The following is a 24,266-nucleotide window of genomic DNA, read 5'->3' on the forward strand; positions in this document are numbered from 1 at the left end:
CGGGTGCGAGTGGCCGTGCGCTGAACACGGGGTGCACACGGTTGAAACTCGCTGTGAAGTAAGCGAATAGGCGCACCGGTGCTTGGCGAGCCGGTGCGGATGGGCGAGGATCGGTGGCATGGCCGCTGTCGATTTCTCGCTGCTGGACGTGCCGCGATCCCGGCCCGTCGAGGATCCCGAGGCCTACCTGCGCGCGGCGATCGCCTGGCACTTCGGTGAAGACACCGGTTCCCCGTTCTGGTTGCGGGCCGCGGCGACGCTGGACTTCGACCCGATCGCCGACGTGCGCGACTTCGCCGATCTGCGACTTTTTCCCAACCTGGTCAACGAATTGCGCGACGCGCCGGTGGAGGACCTCATCCCGCGCGGCTACGGCGACCCGCCGCCGGTGCCCCTGATCTTCGAATCCGGCGGCACCACGGGCGCCCCGAAACGGACTGCGCAGCTTCCGGATTGGGTTGAGCAGGTGGTGCGCTGGCAGACCGAGGACTTCGCCGCCGGCGGGTTCCAGCGCGGCCGCGGCTTCCTGTGCCTGATGCCGAGCGGGCCGCATGGGGTGGGCTATTTCTCGCGGTTGGTCGCCGAGCGGCTCGGCGCAATCTTTCACGCGATCGACATCGATCCGCGCTGGGTCAAGAAGATCGCCGCCCGCGGCGCGGCATCCGAAGTCGCCGCCTACATCGACCATGTCGTCGAGCAGGCCGTGTTCGTGTTGCGGACGCAGAACGTCGCGAACCTGCACACCACCCCGCCGTTGCTCGAGGCCATGGCCCGCGACGACCGCGTGGTCGACCTGCTGAACGACAAGATCCGCTACCTGTTGCTCAGCGGCGCGCACGTGGACGCCGACACTCTCGACCTGTTGCGCGGCATCTTCCCGGCCACCACGATCACCATTGCCTTCGGCAGCACGATGGTGCTCTCCCAAGCGGTGACCCGGACGGCCGACGACGACGCGTTCGTCTTCGACCCGCGGACACCGTACGTGGTGTTCTGGGTGGTCGACCCCGACACGGGGGACCGGGTGCCCTACGGTCAGACCGGCCAGGTGGTGATGAACCACATCAGCAAGGGCATGTTCATCCCCAACAACCTCGAACGCGACCTGGCGGTCCGCATGCCCGGGCCGGCGGGGGAGCTCAGCGACTCGGTCGCAGCGGTGCGGCCGGCGAGCACCTTCGAGGGCGAGCCCGTCATCGAAGGCGTGTACTGAGCATGGCGGGCGAACGGACCGGCGTCGCAGCCGATTTGGTGTCGATCGACGCGCTCGGCCCCGGCGGGGAATACCGGACCCGCCGCCGCGAGGTCATCACCAGTACCGCCGGCGCCGCCGTCGCCGAGCTGAGCCTGGTGCCCCCGCTGTACGTCGCGCGGACCCTGGCCGCCCAGCGCAAGGCGCTGCCCCTCCCGGTCGCGCGGCGCGCGGCGGCACTGTCACGCGCCGCCGCCATCTTCGCGGACGGGGTGATCGCCGGCCTGGACTTCGAGGCGTATGTCGGCCTCGCCAGCCGGATTTCGGGGCTGCCCGTCGCGGTGGCCCGCGCCGGGGCGCGCGGGGTGGCCGACGCCGTCGGCGGTGCCTTCGACGCGGTCCGCCCGGCCCGGCCGGTGGGCGCCGCGCTCGATTGGCGCGAGGAGGACGCCCGCCGCGGCGGCGCGGTATGGGCGCGACGCGGGGAGGTGTTCGCGGTGCAGGCCGCCGGAAACGGTCCCGGTGTGCACGGGCTGTGGCCGCAGGCGCTCGCCCTCGGCTACCGGGTGGCGGTGCGTCCGTCCCGCCGCGAACCGCTGACCGCGCACCGGCTGGTGCATGCGTTGCGGCGGACGGGTTTTCGGCCCGAGGACGCCGTGTACCTGCCGACCGACCATGCCGGCGCCGATGAGCTCATCCGGTCGGCCGACCTCGCGATGGTGTACGGGGGTCAGCCCGTGGTCGACAAGTACGCCGACGACCCGGCGGTGATCGTGAACGGGCCGGGACGCGCAAAGATTCTGATCACCGCCGACCGCGATTGGCGCGACCACATCGACGTCGTCGTCGACTCGATCGCCGGCCTCGGGGGCATGGCGTGTGTGAACACCACCGCCGTGCTGTACGAGGGCGATCCCACGCCGCTGGCTGCGGCCATCGCCCGGCGGCTGGCGGCGATCGAGCCGCTTCCCGCCGACGACGAGCGCGCGATCCTGCCCACCCAGCCCCTCGAACAAGCCCGGGCCCTGGCGGACTACCTGGCGGCCCGGGCCGAAGGATCGACGCCGCTCTTGGGCGCCGACCAGGTGGTCGCCGACCTCGGCGACGGCCACGCCGCGCTGCGACCGGCCGTGCACCTATTGCCCGAACCGGCGGACGCGCTCAACGTCGAGCTGCCCTTCCCGTGCGTCTGGGTGGCGCCGTGGTCGCGGGGCGCCGGGCCGGAACCGTTGCGGCACTCACTGGTGGTCACCGCGATCACCGGCGACGACAGCCTGGTCGACGAGCTGCTCGCCGAGCCGACCATCGCCAACGTGTACGTCGGGCCCCACCCCACTTGGCACGCGGCGCCCGGAATCCCGCACGACGGGTTCCTGGCGGACGCCCTGATGCGCACCAAGGGGGTCATCGGGGACTAGCCGGGGCTCAGCTTCCGAAGCCGCCCCTACCGTTGGCGACCGAAGCGGCCCCGCTGGTGCCCGCGTCGAGGTGGCTGGACGCAAAGGCGACGCCCTTGTCGATCGTGGCGCCGTCGTCGGCGTAGGTGTTGTGCGCGGAGAAGTTCATCCCGTCGGAGCAGACGGGGTCTTCGGTGGCGCAGACCTTGATCGTCTTGTCCTGGAACGTCGGTCCGATCACGACGGGGGGCTCGCCGAGGAAGTTCATCGCGCGGACGTTGGGCATGCCGAACAACACGACCGAGGAGACGTGGCTCGCGATTGACGGGTCGAGGGGCTTGGGCACGGTGTTGGGGTCGATGCCGTCGGGGACGCTGGGCGAGGTGACGAAGCCCATCACGGCCGCGCCCTGGGAGTAGCCGCCGAGCACCATCTTGGTGTTGGGGCACTCGTGGGCCATCGAAACGACATGCGCGCCCGCATCTCTGACACCGTCGATGCCGGTGTCCCACTGGTCGCTGGCGGGGTAGTTGACGGGGTAGACGTCGAAGGACTTTGACCCGACCCGCGAGTGCAGGGCGTCGACGAAGGCCTGCCCGGTGGGGCCGACGCCGGGGGCTTCACCCGTGCCGCGGGCGAATACCACCTGAACGTCCGGACATTGGGCGGCGGCGCTGGGGATGACGGAACCGGCGAGGGCCGAGGCGCCGAGGGCGGACGCCGCGGCCACCGCCGGAGAAAGGAAACGAGCTATTTGACGTGCGATCATGCCGCAATTGTGCCCATCCGATCCCACGGCTAAACAGGAGAAAGCCTGGAAATTACTGGGAATTCACACAAGCCCGTCGAACTCGGGTGACGCGGGCCGAGAAGCGTTGCGCGCGACCCTCATCCGCGGCTTCGACGGCCGCCGCTGCGGCGCCCGGGCCGAGCGGGACGCAGAACGCCGGGGCGGGGTGTGCACCGGGACGGCGATGTGGTCTGCTAATTGTGACGAGTCGAGCGCACGGTGAAGCCATCCGCCGGTCCTCGACACGAGTGAATGCGGCGGCAGAGTTGAACGCAATAGTGCAGGCCCTCAACGCGGTCACGGACCACGTGGCCAATCCGGCGCGGGTATCGGATCCCGACAGGCTGCGCCGAGCGGTCAGCGGCAAGACCGCCCTGGTGACCGGCGCCTCCTACGGAATCGGCGAGGCGACCGCCCGCAGGCTGGCCGCCGCCGGGGCCACCGTGCTGGCGGTGGCCCGCTCCGAGGACCGGCTGGGCGACCTCGCGGCGTCGATCAACGCCGCCGGCGGCCGGGCCGTCGCCTACCCGACCGACCTCACCGACGAGGCGGCCATCAACGCGCTGACCAAGGAGATCACCGAGGAGCACGGCGCGCTCGACATCGTGGTGAGCAACGCCGGCAAGTCGTTGCGCCGGTCGCTGCATCACCAGTACGACCGGCCGCACGACTTTCAGCGCACCATCGACATCAACTACCTCGGTCCCATCTGGCTGCTGCTGGGACTGCTGCCGGCCATGCGCGAAAGCGGCGGCGGGCACATCGTGAACGTCTCCAGCGTCGGCGTGCGCGTCGTGCCGGGGCCGCAGTGGGGCGCTTACCAGGCGTCGAAGGGGGCGTTCGACCGGTGGCTGCGCAGCGTGGCGCCGGAACTGCACGCCGACGGCGTGGAGGTCACCTCCGTCTACTTCGCCCTCGTCCGCACCCGGATGATCGCGCCCACACCCCTGTTGGGCCGGCTGCCCGGCCTGTCGGCCGACCAGGCCGCCGACGCGATCGCCAAGGCGGTCATCGAGCGGCCCCGCAGCAACGAACCCTCGTGGATGTTGCCCGCCGAGCTGGCCTCGGTGCTGTTGGCCGGGCCGGCCGAACGCGCGGCCCGGCTGTGGTACCGCCGCTTCTTCTCGGATTCCGGGGCCGGCGAGGCCGGGCGATGAGCGGGGAAGGCCTGGCCGGCACCGCGGCCCGCGCACTGCTGCGGTCGCGGCTGCTGACCCCGCCGTCGCCGCTGGCCACCCTGCGGCTGATCGGTGAGGCGCGCCGGGGCGGCACCAACCCCTACACGCTGCTGGCCGTGACCGCGACGCGCTGGCCCGACCGCGCCGCGATCGTCGACGACGACGGCGTCTGGGACTATCGCGAGCTGCGCTCGGCCACCGATGCGCTCGCGCGCCGGTTGACCGGCGCCGGTGTGGGACCCGGCGACGCGGTGGGCGTGATGTGCCGCAACGGACGGGGGTTCATCGCCGGGGTCTTCGCGGTCGCCCTGGCGGGCGCCGACGTGGTTCTGGTCAACACCGACTTTCGCAGCGACGCACTGGCGTCCGCGATGAGCGCCCACCGGATCACCACGATGATCGCCGACGACGAATTCGGCGAACGCGCCCGCGCCGCGGACGAATCGGTGGTCCTGATCGACCCGGCGACGGTCACCGCCGAGGAGGGTGGCCCGCGGCCCGACGTGGCCGCGCCCGGCCGGATCGTCCTGCTCACGTCGGGCACCACCGGAACACCCAAGGGGGTGCCGCGCTCCCCGCAGCTGCGTTCCGCGGTCGGCGTGTGGGTGACCATCCTCGACCGCACCGGCCTGCGCACCGGGTCGCGAATCTCGGTGGCAATGCCCATGTTCCACGGGCTCGGGCTGGGCATGCTGATGCTCACCGTGGCCCTGGGCGGCACGGTGCTCACCCAGCGCCAGTTCGACGCCGAAGCCGCGCTCGCGCAGGCGTCGCTGCATCGCGCCGACGCGTTCACGGCGGTGCCGATCGTGCTCGCCCGCATCCTCGACCTGCCCGAGCGGGTGCGGGCCCGCAACCCGGTGCCCTATCTGCGGGTGGTGATGTCGAGCGGGGACCGGCTCGACCCCACCCTGGGGCAGCGGTTCATGGACGCCTATGGCGACATCCTCTACAACGGTTACGGTTCCACCGAGGTCGGCATCGGGGCGCTGGCCACCCCGGCGGAGCTCCGCGACGCGCCCGAGACCGTCGGGAGGCCGGTGGCCGGCTGCCCGGTGCGCATCCTCGACAAGAACGGCAGGCCGGTCGGCCCGCGCGTCACCGGGCGCATCTTCGTCGGCGGCGAGCTGGCGAGCGAGGGCTACACCGGCGGCGGCGCCAAGGACGTCGTCGACGGCATGACCAGCACCGGCGACATGGGCTACCTCGACGACGCGGGCCGGCTGTACATCGTCGGACGCGAGGACGACATGATCATCTCCGGCGGCGAGAACGTCTATCCCCGCGCGGTCGAGAACGCGCTGTCCCAGCACCCCGCCATCGCCGACAACGCGGTCATCGGCGTTCCCGACGAGAAGTTCGGTCATCGGCTGGTCGCCTTCGTGGTGCTGCAGCCGGGCAGCGGCACCGACCCGGCCGAATTGCGGGAGTACCTCAAGGGCAGGGTCTCCCGCTTCGAGCAGCCCCGGGACATCACCGTCGTCGACAGCATCCCGCGCAATCCCGCGGGCAAGGTCGTGCGCAGGGAGTTGTCGGGCTAGCCGCCCCGAAAGCCTCAGTCCCGCTTGGGTTCCAGGGCCGTGACCTGCTTGGCCAGCCAATTGGGCGCCAGCACCGAGATGACGGTGGCGCCCGCGGTGGCGCCGATGACGCCGCTCCAGGCGACGGGGCCCAGCGGCGTGCAGCCGAAGAACTGGCTGACGCCCGGGGTCTGCACGATCGCGACCAGCACCCCCGCGCTGCCGAGCGCCGTGCCCAGCACGAGCGGGCTGTGGCGCCGGGTCAGCAGGGTCTGCGCGAGCTGCGTGCTCACCAGCGCGGTGAGTCCCATCGTCGACGTGCGGCGCTGCGTGCCCGGCGTCCAGCGGCCGATGGCCCAGGCGGCGGTGGCGCCGGCGGCGGTGACGGCGCCCCGGGTGACGATCTGGCGCATCAGCGGCGCGTCGAGGGAGGGCGAGGGCCCGGAGAGCGTCGCCAGCTGGAAGGCGCGATGCAGCTCCTCGGCGTCGCGGTCCACCCCGTCCTCGGTCTCCTCCGGCTCGGGGTATTGCGGGGTGACGGCGACCGCGAGCGCGGGGAACATGTCGGTGAGCAGGTTGACCAGCAGCAGCTGGCGGGTGCCCACCGGCGCGCGGCCGGTGCCCAGCGCGGTGCCGATCAGGGTGAACAGCACTTCGCCCACGTTGCCGCCGACCAGGATGCTGACCGCGTCCCGGACGCCGCCCCACATCCCGCGGCCCTCGACCAGCGCGTCGAGCAGCACGCCGAGGTCGTCGTCGGTGAGCACGATGTCGGCCGCCCCGCGCGCGGCGGAGGAGCCGCGGCCGCTGACGCCGACGCCGACGTCGGCCATCCGGATGGCGGCGGCGTCGTTGGCCCCGTCGCCCACCATCGCGACCGCCTGCCCGGAGGCCTGCAGCGCCGCAACGATCTGCACCTTCTGCTCCGGGCTGACCCGCGCGAAGACCTGCACGTCGGCGGCGACCTTCGCGCGCTCCTCCTCCCCGAAGGCGGCGAGTTCCGCGCCGGTGATTTCGCGCGCGTCCGCGGGCAGCCCCAGTTGCCGGGCGATGGCGCGCGCGGTGATCGGGTGGTCGCCGGTGATCAGCACCACCCGCCGGCCGGCCTCCACCAGCGTCTCGATCAGCGGCCGCGCGGACGGGCGGGCGGTGTCGGCCAGCCCGACGAAGCCGATCAGCTCGAGCTCACGCGCGGCGGCATCGACGGCGTCGGCGTCGGTTTCCTCCTCGCCGGTGCCCAGCTCCCAGCGGCGCCGCGCGACCGCCAGCACCCGCAGGCCCTGCTCGGCGAGCCGCATCACCAACGCCTCCGCGTGGTCGGCGTCGGCGGCCGAATCGGCGAAGCGGCAGCGCGGCAGGACTTCTTCGGGGGCGCCCTTGACCATGAGCATCGGCCCGCCGTCGCCGGTCGTCGCGCCGATCGCGGCGGAGTAACCGCGGCTGGACTCGAACGGCACCTCCGCGACCACGGTCCAATTCGAGGCCCATTGGGCGTCAACGGAATTCGCGGCCGTGAGGATCGCCTCGTCGGTGGCGTGCGCGTGGCCGCCGCCGTTGTGGGGCTGGGTGCTGCTGCGCGCGGCGGCCCGCAACACGGCCGCGGAGGCCGGGTCGTTCACGTCGGGGAACTCCGCATCGGGGTCGGTTTCGTGTGGGACCCCGTGGACGACGCGCAGGCGGTTTTCGGTCAGCGTGCCGGTCTTGTCGAAGCACACCGTCTGGACCCGGCCCAGCGCTTCGACGGCCCGCGGCGTGCGCACCAGCACCCCGTGCCGTGACAACCGCTGGGCGGCCGCCAGCTGGGCCAGGGTGGCCACCAGGGGCAGGCCCTCGGGCACGGCGGCGACGGCGATGGCGACCCCGTCGGCGACCGCCTGGCGCAGCGATCCCTGATGCAGCAGGGCCAGGCCGGTCACCGCCGCGCCACCGGCCAGGGTCAGCGGCAGCACCTTGCTGGTCAACTCGCGCAGCCGGGCCTGCACCCCGGCCGCCGACTCGACATCGGCGATCGCCGAGATCGCGCGCTGCGCGGCGGTTCCCGCTCCGGTCGCGACGACGATCGCGCGGGCGTGCCCGGCGACGATGGTGCTGCCCTCGAACAGCATGCTGGCGCGGTCGGAGTCGGCGACCGCGACGGGTTCGACCTGCTTGTCCACCGGCAGCGACTCGCCGGTGAGGAACGACTCGTCCACTTCCAGGTCCTCGGCCACCAGCAGGCGGGCATCCGCCGGCACCACCTCGGGGGCGGCCAGGTCGATGATGTCGCCGGGGCGCAGCGATTTGGCGTTCACCGAGACGGTCCGTTCGACGGTGCGGGCCGCCTCCAGCCGGCGGTGGGCCGTGGCCACCGCGGGCAGAACCACCCGCCGCGCGTACTGGTCCTGCTCGGCGAACAACTCGGCGACCGCGGCCTCGGCGCGCAGCCGTTGCACGCCGCCGGCGACCGCGTTGGCGGTCATCACGCCGGCCACCAGCAGCGCGTCGATGCTGCTGCCGACGATCGCCGAGGCCGCCGCCCCGACCGCCAGGATGGGCGTCAGCGGATCGGCGAGCTCCGCCCGCGTCGCGGTCAGCAGCCGTCCCACCCGGCTCGCCGGCCCGCGCAGCGGAGCGACCACCGGGTTGTAGGACAGGTCGTCGAGGAGCTGCCGCCACGGCGCGGTGCCGGGCTCGACGGCCAACGGCCGGGTGCGGCTGGCCAGCCGGGAGTAGACGATCTCGGGGTCCAGGGCGTGCCAGGCGGTCAGCGGCTGCGGGGTCGGGTCGGGCAGCCGGAGCACGCGCGAGGCCGCGAAGGTGCCCTGCATCAACGCGGCCGCGGCGGCGGCGTTGACCGGGTTGAGCCAGCGCTGCACCGCGAACGGGCTCAGGGTGCGCGGGTCGCCGGTGACCAGCAACAGCCCCGCCAGGGTGCTGCCGCCCTTCGCCAGGCGCACCGCCGACTCGGTCGCCTCCCGGGCCACCGGCAGCGCCGACAGGATGCGCACCGCGGCGGCCAGGTCCGTCCCGGTGATGATGTCCGCGGTCCACGGCGTCGCCGCCTGCGGATCGTCCAGCGCGACCCCGACGTCGGCGACGGCCAACGCGGCCAGCGTGTCGGTGGACGCGAAGTCGCGGTGCAGCGCGGTGATCAGCAGCACCGGCCCGCGGTCGGTGCGCAGGTCGCGCACCAACTGCAGCAGCGGCGTGCCGGGTGGGTGGCTCACGGCGACGCTGGCGGACAGGTCCTCGGTGCCGGCGACGTGCCGCAACACCACTCGTGAGCTGGTCCGGTTCGCGATCTGCAGCAGCGGGACGGCGAACGGGTCGACCTCCCAGCCGACGTCGACGCTGCCCACCCGCTCGCCGTCGACCACCAGGTCGGCGTGCTCCAGGCCCTGCGCCGGCGTCGCGGACGACCCTTGCGCGCGGACCCACCGCAGGCGGGCGCCCGTGGCCGGCAGCTCGTCGGGGTCCGGCTCGGGGGCCTCCTCGCCGTGCAGCAACGCGTCGGCGACCTCGTAGACGCGGTCCTCGTCCCACCCGGGCACGTCCCCGCGCGCCTGCAGCACGGCCCGGTTGTCACCCCGCAGCGCGGCCCCGTCGACGACGATCACCTTGACCCGGTCCAGGCGCCGCAGGGCGCCCGGGTCGAGGATCAGCTGCCCGGCGTTGGCCAGCCCGCGGCCCAGCACGGCGGCGAACGCCTGCCGGCCCACGTGCGCCGCCCTGGGCACGCCCGCCAGCAACGCGCCGGCCGCGTCCTCGGTGCCGCCGCCGGCCAGCAGCGCACCCGCCGCGGCCACCAGCGAGGCGTTGGCGGCCTGGTCGGCGTACTCCTCCACCGGCCCGGCCATCGAACCCTTCGCGGTGTCGATCGCGGCGTCGATGGCCCCGCCCACCACGACGTGCGAGGCCTCTCCCGCGGCGGCGGCCGCCCAATTATGGCGCGGCGCTTGCGATTTGGGCCCGGCCGACGAGATGACCGGCACCACCGGGGCCTGCGGCCGCTTGGGCGAGGCCAGCTCCGGTTCCCGGTCGCGCCACCGCTGGCGGTGCGCCGTGGCCTCGGAGACCTGCAGGCTGCGCTGCGCCAAATCCAGCAGCGGCGTGCCGACGGCCTGCGTCAGCCCGTTGGCCAGGGCGGTCGACGCGCTGAGCGCGATATCGGTGCCGACGCGACCCAGCCGCGACTCCAGCACGGCAACCACCCGCGGCTGGTGGTTGAGCAGCGCCGCGGCGGCGCGGGCGCTGCGCGGCGCGACGGGAAGCCGGCCCAGCCAACCGGTCACGGCGGCGCCGATGGCCGCCGCGTCCATTGCGGCGGCGCTGAACGGGACGAGGATCGCCAGCGGATTTCCCGGGTCGGCGAACGGCGCGGTCCGGGTCGCCCCTTTGGGGGCGACCAACGTCAGGTCCGCCGCCACGCCGCACACCGTTTCGCGCACCCGATCCAGGGCGGCGTCGACGTCGGCTTCGTTGCCGAACTCGACCACCAACCGGCCGAGTGCGCCCTCGACGTGCGCCGAGGCCACGCCCGGAATCCGGCGGACCGGCTCTTCCACCGCCGGCGCGTGCTCGTGCCATCCCGGGAACGGGAGCAACGGATCCAGGTCCAGATGCACCCGCCGCCCGCTCTGCCACCGAACCGGCGGAGTGACCCTGGGTCCGGATCCATTGGCGGAACCGGTCAATCCGATCGCCCGGCCCGTCGTGTGCGCCATCGACTGGGCGACCGGGACCGCCAGTTCGGCGACCGGGCTGGCCAGCGACTGCAGGGCGTCCGCGGCGCCGGCGGCGGTGGACACCCCGGCCCGCACCAGCTGCGCGGCTCCGTCGGTCACGCCGGCGACCACGCTGGCAACGCCCGGAATCCTCACTCGGTCACCCTTCGATTACGACTACCGCGCCTAATGATCCTGGGGGGCTGGGGACCTGTCCACACTTGCGCCGGTGGACCGCGGGACGGCACCGATGACTACGGAGGGTCGGGCCTTCCTTGGGTGACCGGTGGTGCAGTCGCTTGCCCCTTCGGACAGGTTACCGGCTCGGCGGAAACCCAAACTTGCCGAACAGGCTTGGGTCGAGGAAGACGGTGATCGTGGCGATCCCGTCGGCGCCGGTGGTGAGGACGTGCAGGGAATGCGCCCGCAACTGCCCGTCCGCCCCGCGGCGGTACTCGGCAACCGCGGGTTGGGTGTTCGCGGCGGTCGGGATCATCGCGACGTCACCGGCCTTGGCGAACGCACGCGCGGCAAGGAACCGCAGCACGGGGTCGCGGCCGGCGAACCAGACAGGCAGCGGCGGCATTTCGAGTTTCACATCCGCCTGCAGCAGCGCGGTGAGGGCCGCCATGTCCGCGTTCTCGAACGCCGCGCAGTAGCGGTCGAGCAACGCGCGGCGCTCGGCGTCGTCGGGCTCGGACAGGGCCTCCTCTTCCGGGGACAGCTCGGCGAGGCGGGCCCGCGCCCGCTGCAGCGAGCTGTTGACCGCGGCCGGTGTGGTCTCGAGCAGCTCGGCGACCTCGCCGGCGCTGAATTGCACGACATCGCGCAGGATGAGCACCGCCCGCTGCCGGGCGGGGAGCTCTTGCAGGGCCGTCATCACCGCCAGTCGCAGGCTTTGCCGCGCGGTGACGTCGTCCTCCGGTGTGGGGAACGTCAGCGCGTCGGGGATGGGCTCCAGCCACTCGTGCGTGCCGGCCGCGTCGAGCGCGGCGTCCGGGTCGGTCGATCCGTCGCCCAGCCCGGCAGGCAGCACCCGGCGGGCACGGTTCTGCAGGGCCCGCAGGCAGGCGGTCGTCGCGATCCGGTACAGCCACGTCCGCAGCGCCGCGCGTTCCTCGAACGCCTCGTAACCGCGCCAGCCGTTGAGATAGGTCTCCTGGACCAGGTCCTCGGCGTCGTGCACCGACCCGAGCATGCGGTAACAGTGCGCGATCAGCTCGGCGCGGAAGGGCGCCGCCTGCGCGATGAAGTCCTCTCTCGCCGGCACGGCTTCTCCTCGCCTCGGCTGCATCCGAACGCTACTCAAGTACAGAGACAGCGGGCCGCGGGAATTCATCGGTCCGCCGGCGATGAATTCGCGCGCCGCGCCGCATCTCAATTAGTGAACGCCTTACCTACCGAGAGCGAGGACGTAATGAACGAGCCCCTGACGAACCTGTCCGGCGCCCCGGCGATCGTGACCGGGGCCAGCCGCGGATTCGGCCGCGCCATCGCCGGCGCACTGGCGGCGGCCGGTGCGGCGGTGGTCGGAGTGGCGCGCGGCCGGGCCGGCCTCGACGAGGTGCGCGACGAGTTGGGCGGCGGCTTCACCCCGGTGGTCGCCGACGCCGCGGATCCCGAGACGGCGCACCGGCTCATCGACGAATACCGGCCGCGGATCCTGGTCCTGAGCGCCGGGGCGGCCCCGCACATGGCACCGCTGCAGGAGCAGAGCTGGCACACCTTCAGTCAGAATTGGAATGTGGATGTGGCACAAGCGTTTCACTGGACCCGCTACGCGCTGCGCCGCCCGCTGGCGCCGGGCAGCTCGGTGATCGTCATGTCCAGCGGTGCCGCCCTGGCCGGGTCGCCGCTCAGTGGCGGCTACGCGGGCGCCAAGGCGGCGGTCCGGTTCATTACCGGCTACGCCGCCGCCGAATCGCAGCGGGCCGGGCTGGGGATCCGTTTCGTGTCGGTCCTGCCCCGATTGACGCCCGCCACCGAACTCGGCGCCAAGGCCGTCGCGGCATACGCCGATCGGCAGGGGGTCGATGTCGAGGCGTTCGTGCGGGCCGGTGGGCCCCCGCTCACCGCCGAGCAGGTGGGCCGATCGATCCTGACGATCCTTACCGCCGACTCCGGCCGCGAGGACGCGTACCTGCTCACCTCGGCCGGCCTGTCCGCGGTGGCCTGAGAACGCCGAATTGATAAGGAGGACAACGCCAATGAACACACCCCCCGTCGTCTCGGCCCAGGATTGGGCGGCGGCGCGCGCGCAGTTGCTGGTGCGGGAGAAGGAAGTGCTGCGCGCCCACGACGCCCTGGCGGCGGCGCGTCGGCGGATGCCCTGGCTGGCCGTCGAAAACCAGTACGCGTTCGACGGGCCCGAGGGCCGGGTGGGCCTGCGGGAGCTGTTCGCGGGCCGGCGTCAGCTCGTCGTATACCGGGCCTTCTTCGAGCCGGGCGTGGACGGCTGGCCCGTCCATGCCTGCCGCGGCTGCTCGATGATCGCCGACCACGTCGGGCACCTGGCCCACCTGAACGCTCGCGACACCACGCTGGTGTTCGTGTCGCGGGCGCCCCAGCGCGAGATCGCGCGGTTGAAGGCGCGGATGGGTTGGCGGATGCCGTGGTACTCGCTCACCGACGGATTCGACGCCGACTTCGACGTCGATCAATGGCACGGCACCAACGCGTTCATCCATGACGGCGAGCGCGTCTTCCGGACCTACTTCATCAACAACCGCGGCGACGAGGCGCTGGGCAACACCTGGAGCTACCTCGACATGACCGCCCTCGGACGCCAGGAGAACTGGGAGGACTCCCCTGACGGGTACCCGCAAACCGCGCCGTACGAGTGGTGGGAATGGCACGACGCCTACGGCGAGAGCGCGCCGGCACGGTGGTTCGGCGATCCGGATCCCGACGATCCCAACGATCCGCGCCCGGCCTGCGACGGCTGAATTTCGATTCCCGATAAACACGAATGCGCGGTAGCCGTCCAACGGCTACGCGCGCAATATTCAGCTGAGTTGTTTGGGCTATAAAATGCGGTGGTTCGCCCTGTTGACGTGGTATCCCGCCGGAAACGACTTCTCGATGACCTGCAGCTGGTGGTCCACCCTGGACTCGAGTTCGAGGACCACGCAGCTGTCGCCGACGGCCTTCGATTCGAGGACTATGTACCGTTGGCCGCAATCCATGATGGGATCACCTGAGTGCAATGTTTCGACGGGCACCAATTCCGGGGTTCCGTTTGATTCCACCCGTCACACGCTAGGTCAATTTCACGAGTGAGGGAATAGTTTGCCCGCGCCGCGGGCGATTCACTGCGCGCCGGGCTGTTTGAAGAACACGCTGACACGAGAGATCAGCCCGTCGTCGCCGCGCTCGAACAGCAGGCATTCCGGCCACCGCTTGGTGGCCCCGTCCATCTCGAACGCCTCGGTCAGCTCGACGTAGGACAGGTGGCTGTCCACGTGCGAAACCCGCTGCACGTCGAGCCGGTGGCCGTCGAGGTTGGTGAGGACCTTGCGCAGGTAGGCGACGTAGTGCCGCTTGCCCTCGACGACATCGCAGAACGGGCCCTCGCGGACCAACCCGTCGTCGGTGATCGTCGCGGCGAGGCCGTCCCAGTCGTGCGCTGCCAGACACTCCAGGTAGCGCTCGACGATCCCCGGCTCGGTCACGTCGCCTCCACGCACAACACAGTAGGCGAACGGGAGGGGGAGAGGACAGGTTCGTTCAAGCACCGCACCGGGCCCGCCGGTGCGGGCCAGAATAGGGCGATGAGCGCACCCATGGCTCCGGATTCGCCGCCCGCGGTTCCCAGTTGCTATCGGCATCCGGGCCGCCCGACGTACGTCCGCTGCAACCGTTGCGAGCGCTACATCTGCGGGGACTGCATGCGCAACGCCGCCGTGGGCCATCAATGCGTCGAGTGTGTCCGGGAGGGCGCGCGCACGGTCCGTCAGCCACGAACCCGGTTCGGCGGCCGGCAGCGCTCGGCCACACCGGTGCTCACTTACGCCCTGATCGCGATCAACGTGGTCGCGTTCGTGATTCAGATGGCCTCGGGGAATCTGGAAAAGCAGCTGACGCTCTGGCCGCCGGCGGTGGCCGGCGGGGAGTTCTACCGGCTGGCGACGGCGGCGTTCCTGCACTACGGGGCGGCGCATCTGCTGCTCAACATGTGGGCGCTCTACGTGGTGGGTCCGCCGCTCGAAATGTGGCTGGGCCGACTGCGATTCGGCGCGCTGTACGCGCTCAGCGGGCTGGGCGGTTCGGTGCTGGTCTACCTGCTCTCGCCGCTGGACACCGCGACGGCGGGCGCGTCGGGCGCGATCTTCGGGCTGTTCGGCGCCATGTTCGTGGTCGGCAAGCGGGTGTCCGTCGACGTCCGTGGGGTGGTCGCGGTCATCGCGATCAACCTGCTTTTCACCTTCCTTGCGCCGCTGATCAGCTCGCAGCGCATCAGCTGGCAGGCGCACGTGGGCGGGCTGGTCACGGGCGCGCTCGTGGCCGCGGCCTACGTTTACCCGCCGAGGGAGCGCCGGACCATGATCCAGGCCGTCGTGACCGTCGCCGTGCTGGCGGTGTTCGCCGCGCTGATCTGGTGGCGCACGGCGCAACTGCTCGCGGAGTTCTCCGCATGAGCTGGTGGATCACCCACGCGGAACGCACGCTGACCGAGGACGTGCCCGCGCCGCCGCATCGGGTTCGCGACTTCTACGTGGACCTGGACAACATCAAGCTGGTCCACCCGTTGATCGTGTCGGTGGAACCGTTGTCGCGCAGCGAAACCGCGGACGGCTATCAGCAGACATATCGGGTCGTCGACCGAATCCCATTGGGGCCGTTCACCTTGCGGACCGCCTACCGGGCGCGGCTGCGGGTGCCCGCGGCGGGCGACGTGCTGACCGAGGCGGATCAGCCGCCGGGGGTTCACCTGCGGGGCGTGGTGAGTTTCGAGCCGGTCGACGGCGGCACCCGGGTCACCGAGCGAATCCGGATAGCCGCGCCGCGGCCGCTGGCCGGCGTGACCGTCCGCGAGGGCGTCAAGGCACACATCAAGATGCTGGCCGGCATCCGGAGTCACTTCGAATCGGGAACAGCGAGGAGGTCGCTATGAAATGTCGTGGCGCTGTGATCCGGGGGGTCGGACAGGACTGGGAGATTCGCGAGGTGCGGCTCGACCCGCCCCACGCCGGTGAGGTTCTGGTGCGAATGGCCGTCGCCGGCATCTGCCACTCCGACGACCACCTCGTCACCGGCGACGTGTTGCCCACCCCGGAGGTCCGCGCCTCAACCGGCATACCCGAGCCGGATTGGTACCCGATGCTCGGCGGGCACGAGGGCGCCGGTGTGGTCGAAGAGGTCGGGCCGGGCGTGACGACCCTGCGGCCGGGGGACCACGTGGCGATGTCCTTCATCCCCGCATGCGGCAGCTGCCGGTTTTGCGTGAACGGTCAGAGCTACATCTGTGACGCCGGCGCCAGCTTGTTTTCCAGGGAGATGCCCACCGACGGAACCTGCCGGCGGCACCTCGGCGACGAAAACCTCATGGCCTATGGCCAACTCGGCACCTTCGCCGAATACGCGGTGCTGACGGAGAAGTCCGTCATCAAGATCGACGACCCGATCCCCTTCCATGCCGCCTCGCTGGTGTCGTGCGGTGTCAGCACCGGCTGGGGCTCCGCGACGGTTACGGCGGGCACCGAGCCCGGCGACACCGTCGTCGTCATCGGCACCGGCGGGGTCGGGATGAACGCCGTGCAAGGCGCGCGCGCGGCCGGCGCGACCTACGTCGTCGGGGTGGATCCCGTTGAATCCAAGCGGGATTCGGCCAAAATCTTCGGGGCCACGCACACCGCCGCGTCCGCGCAGGAGGCGATCCCGCTGGTCACCGACATCACCGCGGGCGTGATGGCCGACCGCGTCATCCTGACGCCCGGCGTTTTGCACGTGGAGTTAATCCCGTTGGGAATGCGGCTGCTGCGCAAGGGCGGGACGTGCGTGGTCACCGGCATCACCCCCTACACCGAGCCGGTGGTCCCGCTCATCCTGCAGGAGATGGTGCTGTCGTCCAAACAACTCAAGGGTGCGCTCTACGGCGGGATGAATCCGCGCACCAGCGTGCCGCTGCTGTTGTCGATGTATCGGGCGGGCGCACTGAAGCTCGACGAATTGGTGACCCGGCATTACCGGCTCGATCAGATCAACGAGGCGTTCGCCGATCTGCGCGAGGGCCGCAACATTCGGGGCATCATCGATTTCGCGGGCGGGTGAGTCAACTCAGCGCTCGATCCACTGCGACGTCAACGCGAACTCCGACAGGTACTTCGTCGCGCTCCAGCCGCCGTCGACGACGATCGTCTGGCCGTTGATGAAGCTTCCGCCCGGCGAACACAAGAAGGCGACGGTGCTGGCGATGTCGTCGACGCGGCCCAACCGCTGATGCGGCGTCATCTCGGTGTTGATCCGGCGGAATCGCTCGTCCGCCAACCGTTTTTCGACCATCGGCGTCACCGTCACGCCCGGCGCGACGGCGTTGCAGCGGATGCCGGCCGCGCCGTACTGGCAGGCGATGTGGGTGGTGAGCGCGGTCAGCCCGCCCTTGGCCGCGGAGTAAGCGCCGCCGCGCAGGCCGCCGACGACCGCGAAGGTCGACGTCACGTTGATGATCGCCGACCCGGGCGCCATGTGCGGCAACACCTCGCGAGCGAGCCGAAACGGCGCCCGCAGCATCAAACCCAGGGAATAGTCCAGGGTTTCGTCGTCGGTTTCGTGCAGCGGCTTGGGCCCGCCCACCCCGGCGTTGTTGATCAGGAAGTCGATGTGACCCCAGCGGCTGACCGCGGTGTCCACGATGCGCCGCGGCGCGTCGTCGGCGGTCAGGTCGACGGCCACCGTCGCGACGCGATCCGGATCGCCGATCGCCCCCTCGAGCTCGGCCAGGCGACCGGAGTCGCGACCCGTCCCGACCACGGCCATGCCCATCTCGGCGAGCTTGATCGCACAACCCAGGCCGATGCCGCTGCTTGCTCCCGTGACGATCGCGACCTGCATCTCAGCCATCCTCAGTCTCCGCGCGCATCAGCGCGGCTCGGATCCGATGTTTGAGTATCTTCCCCGCGTCATTCTTCGGCAGGGCATCGGTGATCACGACCTGTTCCGGGGCCTTGAATTTGGCGACTCCCTTGCTCACCAACAGCTCCAGCAGGCTCGCGACGTCCGGCTGCGCCCCGTCCGCGGGCACGATCACCGCGCAAGCCCGCTCCCCGGTGCGCGCATCGGGCAGGCCGACGACCGCGATTTCCGCGATGCCGGGATGGTCGGCGAGCAGGTCCTCGACCTCCTTGGCCGAGATGTTCTCGCCGCTGCGGATGATGACGTCCTTGGCCCGGCCGGTCACGACGAGGTACGTCTCGTCGACCCAGCGCCCGAGATCGCCGGTGCGGAAAAAGCCGGCGGCGTCGAACGATTCGTCGTCGGAATGGCGGTAACCCGCCATCATCTGCGGGCCGCGCACGCAGATCTCTCCGTCCCCGGCGGGGGCGGCTTCGTGCGCGACGAGCTTGATCTCGGCGATGCCGGGCCTGCCGTCGGTGTCGGCCGCGGGTCCGCTTTCGTCCGGCAGGGGCGCGCCGACCGTCGCGACGGGAACTTCGGTGCAGCCGTACACCCGGGTGACCACCGCCCGCTCGAAATAGGCGGCGGCGCGGCGGATCAGCGACGGGGGCACGGAGGCGCCGCCGCAGATGAACACCTTCAGATCGGGCAGCCGGGTCTCGGCGCGCTCGGCCGCGGACAACAGTTGCTGCAGGAACGGCGTGGCGCCCGCCATGTGCGTGCAGCGTTCGGACTTCATCAGCGCCACCGCCTCGGCCGGATCCCATCGGTCCATCAGCACCGCGCTGGTGCCCAGCAGTAGCGGGCATTCGAACGCGTATATCGAGCCGCCGATGTGCGCCACCGGTGACGGGACCAGGAACGTGTCGCCCGGATCGATCATCCAATGGTCGCGGATCTGGCAGATCAGGGCGTGCATCGAATTGTGGCTGTGCAAAACCCCTTTGGGCCGGCCGCTAGTGCCGGAGGTGTAGAGGATCATCCGCACGTCGTCGGGATTCAGCGCCGGAAGCGCGGCGTCATCGAGGGGCTGCTCCAGCAGGGCCCGGTACGGGGTGTGCGGGCCCGCGGGCCCGGTTTCGGGGCCGCGCACCACCACCACCTCCGGCGCCGGGACCAGCTCGGCGGCCACGCGTTCGAGCATCGTCGCGTAGTCGTGGCCGCCGTATCGGTGTGGCACGAAAATCAAGGCTGCGCCGGCGTCTTCGAGGATGAAGCGCAGGTCGTGTTCGCGCAGCGAGGGCAGGATCGGGTTCACCACCATGCCGGCCAGTGTGGCGGCCAGATAGATGACGGCGGCCTCGTGCCAGTTCGGCAGCATGAACGACACCACGCTGCCCGCCGGTATGCGCGCCGACAGCGCGGTGGCCAGCGCGCCGGCCTGCGCATGTAGCATGGCGCAGTCGAGTCGAACATCCTTGTCCACCAGCGCCGTTCGCCGGGGCGATTCGATCGCGGCGGTCCGCAGCGAATCGGCCAGCGTGGTGTGCACCCACAAGCCGCGCCGATATGCCGCCGACGCGTGCGCGGCGTCCCACGAGGTCGAGGGGAGCACGTCAACCGCCCTGGCCGCTGACGCGGCGCATGGTCATCGCGTAGCGAAACCTCGACGACAGGTGGGTGTTGATCGTCACCTGGGCCACCTCGCCGTCGGAGGTGGTGTAGGTGCGCCGCATCTGCAGCGCGGCCGTTCCCGCTTCGACGCCGAGGCCGTCGGCGAGTTCGGGCGACAGCAGTACGGCCGCGATCTCTTGGTGCAACTGGGCGACGCTCACCCCGAACAGGTCCTCGATCAACGGAAAGATCGGGCCGGCATGGCGTTGCAGCAGCCTGCCGACCGCGGCGAAGCTCCGGTTGATGTAGTACTCCGTGCGGCAGACCGGCACCGACGCACCGTCGGCCCGCCGGTAGCCGCGCACCGACAGCCACTGGGTGCCCACCTCGAGCCCGGTCCGAGCGGCCAGTTCCTCGTCGATCGTGACCATCGCGTTGGATTCGATCGTCAGCTGCGCGCCGGCCGCGAAGGCGAGGAGATCGTTGATCGACATCGCGTCCTGGGCATAGGAACTGGACGCCGGGCGCGGCACCACTCGGGTGCCCGCGCGCGGCCGGGACGCGACCAGGTTGTCCTCCCGCAGCCGGCGAAGCGCTTCGCGCACGGTGTAGCGGCTCACCGCGAAGCGCTCGCACAGTTGCTGCTCGGTCGGCAGCTGCGAGCCCACCGGATAAACCCCGTCGACGATCTCCTTGCGCAGCGTCCGCGCGATCTGCAGGTAGCGGTGATCACCGGCGACGGCCTGGGGCATCAGCGGCCGCCCGTCGGGCGCAACGCCAGCACGCTGCCGTCGCCGTCGGCCGAGATGTAAAGCGTCCCGTCGGCCGCGGCCGCGATACCGGCGAACGGCCCCTGCGGCCCGGAGAACGGCGGCATCCCGCGCAGCGGCTTGGGCGTGACACCCGGCGGGGGACCGACCGGCAGGCCCGACGCGATGGTCTGGCGCGCGTGGCTGGTCAAGTCGAACTGGATCACCGCCTTGGCACCGGCGTCGACGACGTAGAGCAGGCCGTCACGCACCAGGATGCCTTGCGGCCGTTCTAGATCGGCGACGACGGTGTCGACGCTCGACCCGGTGACACGGACCACCCGCCCGGCCCCGGCCTCCGCCACCAGGCACGCCCCGTCGGCGTCGACCGCGACACCGACGGGCTCGCGCAAATCGCTCGCCAGCACCTCGATCCCACCCGACCGCAGCGACAGCACGCGCCCGGTGCCCAACTCCGCGAACACCACCCCGCCGGGAGCCGTGGCCACGCCGTAAAGCTGGTCGAAACCGTCTGCCAGTACCTCGGTTTCGCTGGCCTGCGGGCGGTAGCGGCTGACCTGGCCACCGGACGTGGTGACGACGAACTCGCCGGGGCCGCTCGCCGCCACGCCGCGCAGAAACCCCGGATACCCGGGGCTGAACAACATGCCCGCGGTGTGCAACGAGCCGTCGGGCCGGGCGACGTAGAAGTATGTGCCGTCGGCGACGTAGAGCAAGCCGTCGTCACCCACCGCCAGGTCCATCGGCCAGTTCAGCCCACCCGCCAACACGGACTGCGTTGTGCCGTCGGGCGATATCTCGGTGATCTCGCCGGTGAAGTTGGACACGAACAGCCGGTCGCCGACGAAGGTGCAGTTGTCCAGCCCCGGATTCAGCTGGGCGAGCAGCCGCCGCTCGCCGGTGCGGGGATCGATGCGCAACACTTGCCCGCTGGCCACCTGGGTCGAGACGAGGTGGCCCTGCCCGTCGAACTTGACCGAGTCCGGCACGCCGAGATCGCCCGCGACGCGCTGCGGCTCGCCGCCGTCGGGGTCGACGCGCCAGATCTCGTTGGCGCCCATCACCGGGAAGTACAGCAGGCCGTCCGGGCCCACCTCCATGGCGTTCGGCGAGGGCACGTTCTCGAGAAGGACCCGCGGCGGCCCGCCCGCCAAATCGAACTCCAGCAGCCGCCCGCCCGCACGGCACTCACCGACGAACAGGCGACCGCGGTGGAAGGTGATGCCATTGGCCGACGGAACGTCGTCGCGCAGCACCCGCGTTCGCCCGCTGGTGTCCCGCACGCTGACCCGGCCGTCCATCACCTCGGTCGCGTACATGTTGCCGCTCGCGTCGAACGCGACATCGTCGGGCGCCACGATGTCGCCGCCCTTGGGGCTGGCGGTCGTCACCTCGCCGGTGCGGTGATCCAGCGCGCTGATCTGACTGCCGGTCACCTGGGCGATGTAGATGCGCCCGTCGGGCCCCGTGCGCAAGCCGTTGGCACCGTACAGCCGGCTCGGGGCGGTGACCCGCTCGACGCCCCAGCCCTCGGCGACTTCGACCGGATCCGGCGCCGCATACCGCGAGGGCCGCGAGGAGATGGCCCGCGAAATGGTCATGCTCGCCGAGGTCCTTCCGTCCGCCGTTTGGGCTGGACGTTATCAACTCCGCTTAGTCCAGACAATAGCCGCGAAACGGCGCCGGCGCGGCCTTGACAGCAAAGTCCGCCGATCGGAATAGTGTTCTCCATCGGGCAGAATGCCATATTTTGTCCGGACAAAAATGGGCACGGAAAACCCGCTCCGCACGCTTGGCGGGAGGCGAAAGCAGGTCATGGACGATCACGGGCGCGGTCTGGGGCTCGACGGTCGCATCGTGGTGGTCTCCGGCGCCGGCGGGGGCGGCATCGGCACGACCGTCACCGCCATGACCGCCCGGGCCGGGGCCACCGTGATCGCGGTGAGCCGGTCGAAGGAAAACCTCGACGAGCACGTCGCCCCGCTCGCGCAACAGGGGCTGGCCGTGGTGCCGGTCGCGGCCGACGCGTCGACCGACGACGGCATCGCCACCGTGATCGATCAGGCCCGCCGCGCCGACGGCACCCTGTACGGATTGGTCAATGTCGCCGGCGGCGCCGAGCCGTCGACGTGGATGTCCTCGACCCGGGTGACGCGCGGCGACTGGCGCAAGATCTTCGCCGACAATCTCGAAACCGCGTTCTTCATGAGCCAGGCCGTGGCGAAAGAACTCGTCGCGCACGGGCAGCCGGGCTCGATCGTGTCGATCTCCTCGATCAGCGGCATGAACACCGCGCCGTTTCACATCGCCTACGGCACCGCCAAGGCCGCGATCGCGGCGATGACCCGCACGATGGCCCTCGAACTGGCGGCCGCGGGAATCCGGGTGAACGCCGTGGCGCCCGGCGTCACCGAGACCGCGGCCTCGCGCACGTACGTCGACGAGGACCCCGAGCGGGACCGGCGGGCGATCGCGATGGGCCGGCGCGGGCGACCCGAGGAGCAGGCCGGCGCCATCCTCTTCCTGCTCTCACAGATGTCGAGCTACATCACCGGCCAGACGCTGCTCGTCGACGGCGGGCTGGGCCTCAAGTGGAGCCATCTCGACGCCGACAACACGTCGCTGTTCTTGCACGACGAGTCCTTCCGCGCGGCGATCAGGAGGATGTGATGACCGACCCCGCCAACGGCGCGAATTCCGCGGCGGCCGAAGAACTGTCGAGGCCGATGACCATCGGGGTCGAGGCGTACATCTGTCAGGACTACGCGCGCGCCGAACGCGACAAGCTCTGGCGCAGGGTCTGGCAACAGGTCGGCCGCGTCGAGGAGCTGCCCGAGGTGGGCAGCTACCTGACCTACGACATTCTCGACGACTCGATCATCGTGGTGCGCACCGGCGAACGAGAATTTCGTGCCCACCACAACGTCTGCATGCACCGGGGCCGCCGGCTGATCGACACCCCCGAGGGCGCCAAGAACGCCTGTGGCAGAACGCGGAAATCGTTCGTGTGCGGCTTCCACGGCTGGACCTACGGGCTGGACGGCGCGTGCACTCACATTCGCGAACAACAGGACTGGCAGGGCGCGCTCACGCCCGGCGACACTCACCTTCGACCGGTCCGGGTCGATACCTGGGGCGGCTGGCTGTGGATCAACATGGACCCCGACTGTGAACCGCTGGCCGACTATCTGTTTCCCGCCGCCAAGATTCTCGACCCGTTCGGCCTGGAAAACATGCGCTACAAATGGCGCAAGTGGGTGTCGTTCGACTGCAACTGGAAAGTGGCGCTGGAGGCCTTCAACGAGACCTACCACGTCTACACCACCCATCCCGAGTTCAATAAGTTCGGCGAATTCAAGGGGTGGGCCAAAGCGCAAGGGCGGCACAGCAATATCGGCTACGACGCGCCTAAGGATCTCGAGGCCACCAAGTCCAAGATCCGCCTGGGCACCGGCGCCGACCCGCGGGTGTCGACCGCCGAGATGCAGGTGTACACCATGGAGGAGACCAACGCCACCACCACCCGGACGCTGGTGAACGCCGCCAAGCGGCTGGTCGACGAATTGCCCGAAGGCACACCGGCCGACAAGGTCCTCGAGCACTGGCTGGCCTCGGCCCGCCGCGACGACGAGGCCCGCGGGGTGATCTGGCCGACGATCCCGCCGGACATCCTCGGGCAGGCCGGCACCGCCTGGCAGATCTTCCCGAACTTCCAGATCGGGCAGGGTCTGACCAGCGCGCTGTGCTACGGCGCCCGCCCGCACCCCAGCTACAACCCCGACAAATGCATTTTCGAGGTCTCGGTGTTCGAGCTGTTCCCGAAAGGCGAAGAGCCGCAGACACAGTGGGAGTACACGCCCGTCGGCGACCCTAGGTGGCGGTCCGTGCTGCCACAGGACTTCTCCAACATGGCCGCCGTGCAGCGGGGCATGAAGTCGCTCGGCTTCGGCGGCACCAAACCGAACCCGTACCGCGAACGCAGCACCGTTAACCTGCACTACCAACTGGCTAAGTACATGGGCACCGGCGAACCTCAGGAGCTTTGAGAT

20 protein-coding genes are annotated in these 24,266 nt (G+C 70.8%); 11 read left to right on the forward strand and 9 right to left on the reverse strand.

The genetic code is table 11. The features are described 5' to 3' along the window. The first annotated feature begins 118 nt into the window (after positions 1 to 118). Positions 119 to 1,213: an AMP-binding protein gene (locus tag A5680_RS20085; protein ID WP_067822451.1), complete on the forward strand. Its 1,095-nt coding sequence runs from the start codon at positions 119 to 121 to the stop codon at positions 1,211 to 1,213. Between the two features lie 35 nt (positions 1,214 to 1,248). After that, positions 1,249 to 2,610, forward strand: a complete 1,362-nt coding sequence (locus tag A5680_RS20090; protein WP_067822657.1) for an aldehyde dehydrogenase family protein — start codon at positions 1,249 to 1,251, stop codon at positions 2,608 to 2,610. Between the two features lie 7 nt (positions 2,611 to 2,617). Here A5680_RS20090 and A5680_RS20095 read toward each other — a convergent pair whose 3' ends face one another. Continuing rightward, positions 2,618 to 3,358 carry a cutinase family protein gene (locus A5680_RS20095; protein ID WP_067822454.1) on the reverse strand — a complete coding sequence of 247 codons (741 nt, stop codon included), beginning with the start codon at positions 3,356 to 3,358 and terminating at the stop codon, positions 2,618 to 2,620. 287 nt (positions 3,359 to 3,645) lie between these two features. On the opposite strand from A5680_RS20095, the gene A5680_RS20100 reads away from it, so the two are divergent. Together A5680_RS20100 and A5680_RS20105 are read left to right on the forward strand one after the other, a co-directional pair. Next, entirely contained in the window at positions 3,646 to 4,536 is an 891-nt protein-coding gene (locus A5680_RS20100; protein WP_197499823.1) for an SDR family NAD(P)-dependent oxidoreductase, read from the forward strand. Next, positions 4,533 to 6,098, forward strand: coding sequence for an AMP-binding protein (locus tag A5680_RS20105; protein ID WP_055404714.1), 1,566 nt, complete (start codon positions 4,533 to 4,535; stop codon positions 6,096 to 6,098). The genes A5680_RS20100 and A5680_RS20105 overlap by 4 nt, the downstream gene beginning before the upstream one ends. Positions 6,099 to 6,112: 14 nt before the next feature. Here the strand turns inward: A5680_RS20105 and A5680_RS20110 are convergent, their stop codons facing one another. After that, entirely contained in the window at positions 6,113 to 10,936 is a 4,824-nt protein-coding gene (locus tag A5680_RS20110) for a cation-translocating P-type ATPase (RefSeq protein ID WP_055404713.1), read from the reverse strand. A gap of 160 nt (positions 10,937 to 11,096) precedes the next feature. After that, entirely contained in the window at positions 11,097 to 12,074 is a 978-nt protein-coding gene (locus tag A5680_RS20115; protein WP_082955965.1) for a sigma-70 family RNA polymerase sigma factor, read from the reverse strand. Positions 12,075 to 12,197: 123 nt separating this feature from the next. On the opposite strand from A5680_RS20115, the gene A5680_RS20120 reads away from it, so the two are divergent. Continuing rightward, the gene (locus tag A5680_RS20120; RefSeq protein ID WP_067822462.1) at positions 12,198 to 12,956 is read left to right on the forward strand and encodes an SDR family oxidoreductase; all 759 of its coding nucleotides are present in this window, start codon (positions 12,198 to 12,200) and stop codon (positions 12,954 to 12,956) included. Positions 12,957 to 12,987: 31 nt separating this feature from the next. After that, positions 12,988 to 13,725, forward strand: coding sequence for a DUF899 domain-containing protein (locus A5680_RS20125; RefSeq protein ID WP_067822464.1), 738 nt, complete (start codon positions 12,988 to 12,990; stop codon positions 13,723 to 13,725). A 78-nt stretch (positions 13,726 to 13,803) separates the two neighbouring features. Here the strand turns inward: A5680_RS20125 and A5680_RS20130 are convergent, their stop codons facing one another. Continuing rightward, a complete protein-coding gene (locus A5680_RS20130) occupies positions 13,804 to 14,028 on the reverse strand; it encodes a hypothetical protein (RefSeq protein ID WP_055404709.1) in 225 nt (74 codons plus the stop codon). Between the two features lie 60 nt (positions 14,029 to 14,088). After that, entirely contained in the window at positions 14,089 to 14,451 is a 363-nt protein-coding gene (locus tag A5680_RS20135; protein WP_067822467.1) for a nuclear transport factor 2 family protein, read from the reverse strand. Between the two features lie 99 nt (positions 14,452 to 14,550). Between A5680_RS20135 and A5680_RS20140 the strand changes: the two genes are divergently transcribed. Genes A5680_RS20140 through A5680_RS20150 form a run of 3 tightly spaced genes read left to right on the forward strand, consistent with a single transcriptional unit; the run spans position 14,551 to position 17,050 of the window. Next, a complete protein-coding gene (locus A5680_RS20140) occupies positions 14,551 to 15,417 on the forward strand; it encodes a rhomboid family intramembrane serine protease (RefSeq protein WP_067822469.1) in 867 nt (288 codons plus the stop codon). Next, positions 15,414 to 15,893, forward strand: a complete 480-nt coding sequence (locus A5680_RS20145) for an SRPBCC family protein (RefSeq protein WP_055404706.1) — start codon at positions 15,414 to 15,416, stop codon at positions 15,891 to 15,893. Before A5680_RS20140 ends, A5680_RS20145 begins: the two co-directional genes overlap by 4 nt. Then, positions 15,890 to 17,050 carry an NDMA-dependent alcohol dehydrogenase gene (locus A5680_RS20150; RefSeq protein WP_255353605.1) on the forward strand — a complete coding sequence of 387 codons (1,161 nt, stop codon included), beginning with the start codon at positions 15,890 to 15,892 and terminating at the stop codon, positions 17,048 to 17,050. Before A5680_RS20145 ends, A5680_RS20150 begins: the two co-directional genes overlap by 4 nt. Positions 17,051 to 17,056: 6 nt before the next feature. Here the strand turns inward: A5680_RS20150 and A5680_RS20155 are convergent, their stop codons facing one another. From A5680_RS20155 to A5680_RS20170, 4 genes are read right to left on the reverse strand one after another with little or no spacing between them, the layout of a single operon-like run. Next, a complete protein-coding gene (locus tag A5680_RS20155) occupies positions 17,057 to 17,839 on the reverse strand; it encodes an SDR family NAD(P)-dependent oxidoreductase (protein ID WP_082459942.1) in 783 nt (260 codons plus the stop codon). Beyond that, on the reverse strand, positions 17,832 to 19,448 hold the full coding sequence (locus A5680_RS20160; protein WP_055404704.1) for an AMP-binding protein: 1,617 nt from the start codon (positions 19,446 to 19,448) through the stop codon (positions 17,832 to 17,834). The genes A5680_RS20155 and A5680_RS20160 overlap by 8 nt, the downstream gene beginning before the upstream one ends. A 1-nt stretch (position 19,449) precedes the next feature. Then, positions 19,450 to 20,199: a GntR family transcriptional regulator gene (locus A5680_RS20165; RefSeq protein ID WP_055404703.1), complete on the reverse strand. Its 750-nt coding sequence runs from the start codon at positions 20,197 to 20,199 to the stop codon at positions 19,450 to 19,452. Next, positions 20,199 to 21,818 (reverse strand): SMP-30/gluconolactonase/LRE family protein, encoded by a 1,620-nt coding sequence (locus A5680_RS20170; protein WP_067822472.1) that lies wholly within the window; start codon positions 21,816 to 21,818, stop codon positions 20,199 to 20,201. Before A5680_RS20170 ends, A5680_RS20165 begins: the two co-directional genes overlap by 1 nt. A 214-nt stretch (positions 21,819 to 22,032) precedes the next feature. Here A5680_RS20170 and A5680_RS20175 point away from each other — a divergent pair, with 214 nt between their 5' ends. Both A5680_RS20175 and A5680_RS20180 read left to right on the forward strand, forming a co-directional pair. Further along, positions 22,033 to 22,887, forward strand: coding sequence for an SDR family NAD(P)-dependent oxidoreductase (locus tag A5680_RS20175; RefSeq protein ID WP_067822475.1), 855 nt, complete (start codon positions 22,033 to 22,035; stop codon positions 22,885 to 22,887). Next, a complete protein-coding gene (locus A5680_RS20180) occupies positions 22,887 to 24,263 on the forward strand; it encodes an SRPBCC family protein (RefSeq protein WP_067822479.1) in 1,377 nt (458 codons plus the stop codon). The genes A5680_RS20175 and A5680_RS20180 overlap by 1 nt, the downstream gene beginning before the upstream one ends. The last annotated feature ends 3 nt before the right edge of the window (positions 24,264 to 24,266 follow it).

It is taken from the genome of Mycobacterium sp. E2989 (assembly GCF_001667595.1).
GTDB lineage: Bacteria > Actinomycetota > Actinomycetes > Mycobacteriales > Mycobacteriaceae > Mycobacterium.

Bases quoted from the DNA above. Each gene is read 5' to 3' on its own strand.
- A5680_RS20140 (WP_067822469.1), top strand. From the start codon at position 14,551: ATGAGCGCACCCATGGCTCCGGATTCGCCGCCCGCGGTTCCCAGTTGC.
- A5680_RS20105 (WP_055404714.1), top strand. From the start codon at position 4,533: ATGAGCGGGGAAGGCCTGGCCGGCACCGCGGCCCGCGCACTGCTGCGG.
- A5680_RS20180 (WP_067822479.1), top strand. From the start codon at position 22,887: ATGACCGACCCCGCCAACGGCGCGAATTCCGCGGCGGCCGAAGAACTG.
- A5680_RS20170 (WP_067822472.1), bottom strand. From the start codon at position 21,818: ATGACCATTTCGCGGGCCATCTCCTCGCGGCCCTCGCGGTATGCGGCG.
- A5680_RS20115 (WP_082955965.1), bottom strand. From the start codon at position 12,074: ATGCAGCCGAGGCGAGGAGAAGCCGTGCCGGCGAGAGAGGACTTCATC.
- A5680_RS20165 (WP_055404703.1), bottom strand. From the start codon at position 20,199: ATGCCCCAGGCCGTCGCCGGTGATCACCGCTACCTGCAGATCGCGCGG.
- A5680_RS20150 (WP_255353605.1), top strand. From the start codon at position 15,890: ATGAAATGTCGTGGCGCTGTGATCCGGGGGGTCGGACAGGACTGGGAG.
- A5680_RS20095 (WP_067822454.1), bottom strand. From the start codon at position 3,358: ATGATCGCACGTCAAATAGCTCGTTTCCTTTCTCCGGCGGTGGCCGCG.
- A5680_RS20155 (WP_082459942.1), bottom strand. From the start codon at position 17,839: ATGGCTGAGATGCAGGTCGCGATCGTCACGGGAGCAAGCAGCGGCATC.
- A5680_RS20125 (WP_067822464.1), top strand. From the start codon at position 12,988: ATGAACACACCCCCCGTCGTCTCGGCCCAGGATTGGGCGGCGGCGCGC.
- A5680_RS20145 (WP_055404706.1), top strand. From the start codon at position 15,414: ATGAGCTGGTGGATCACCCACGCGGAACGCACGCTGACCGAGGACGTG.
- A5680_RS20085 (WP_067822451.1), top strand. From the start codon at position 119: ATGGCCGCTGTCGATTTCTCGCTGCTGGACGTGCCGCGATCCCGGCCC.
- A5680_RS20175 (WP_067822475.1), top strand. From the start codon at position 22,033: ATGGACGATCACGGGCGCGGTCTGGGGCTCGACGGTCGCATCGTGGTG.
- A5680_RS20120 (WP_067822462.1), top strand. From the start codon at position 12,198: ATGAACGAGCCCCTGACGAACCTGTCCGGCGCCCCGGCGATCGTGACC.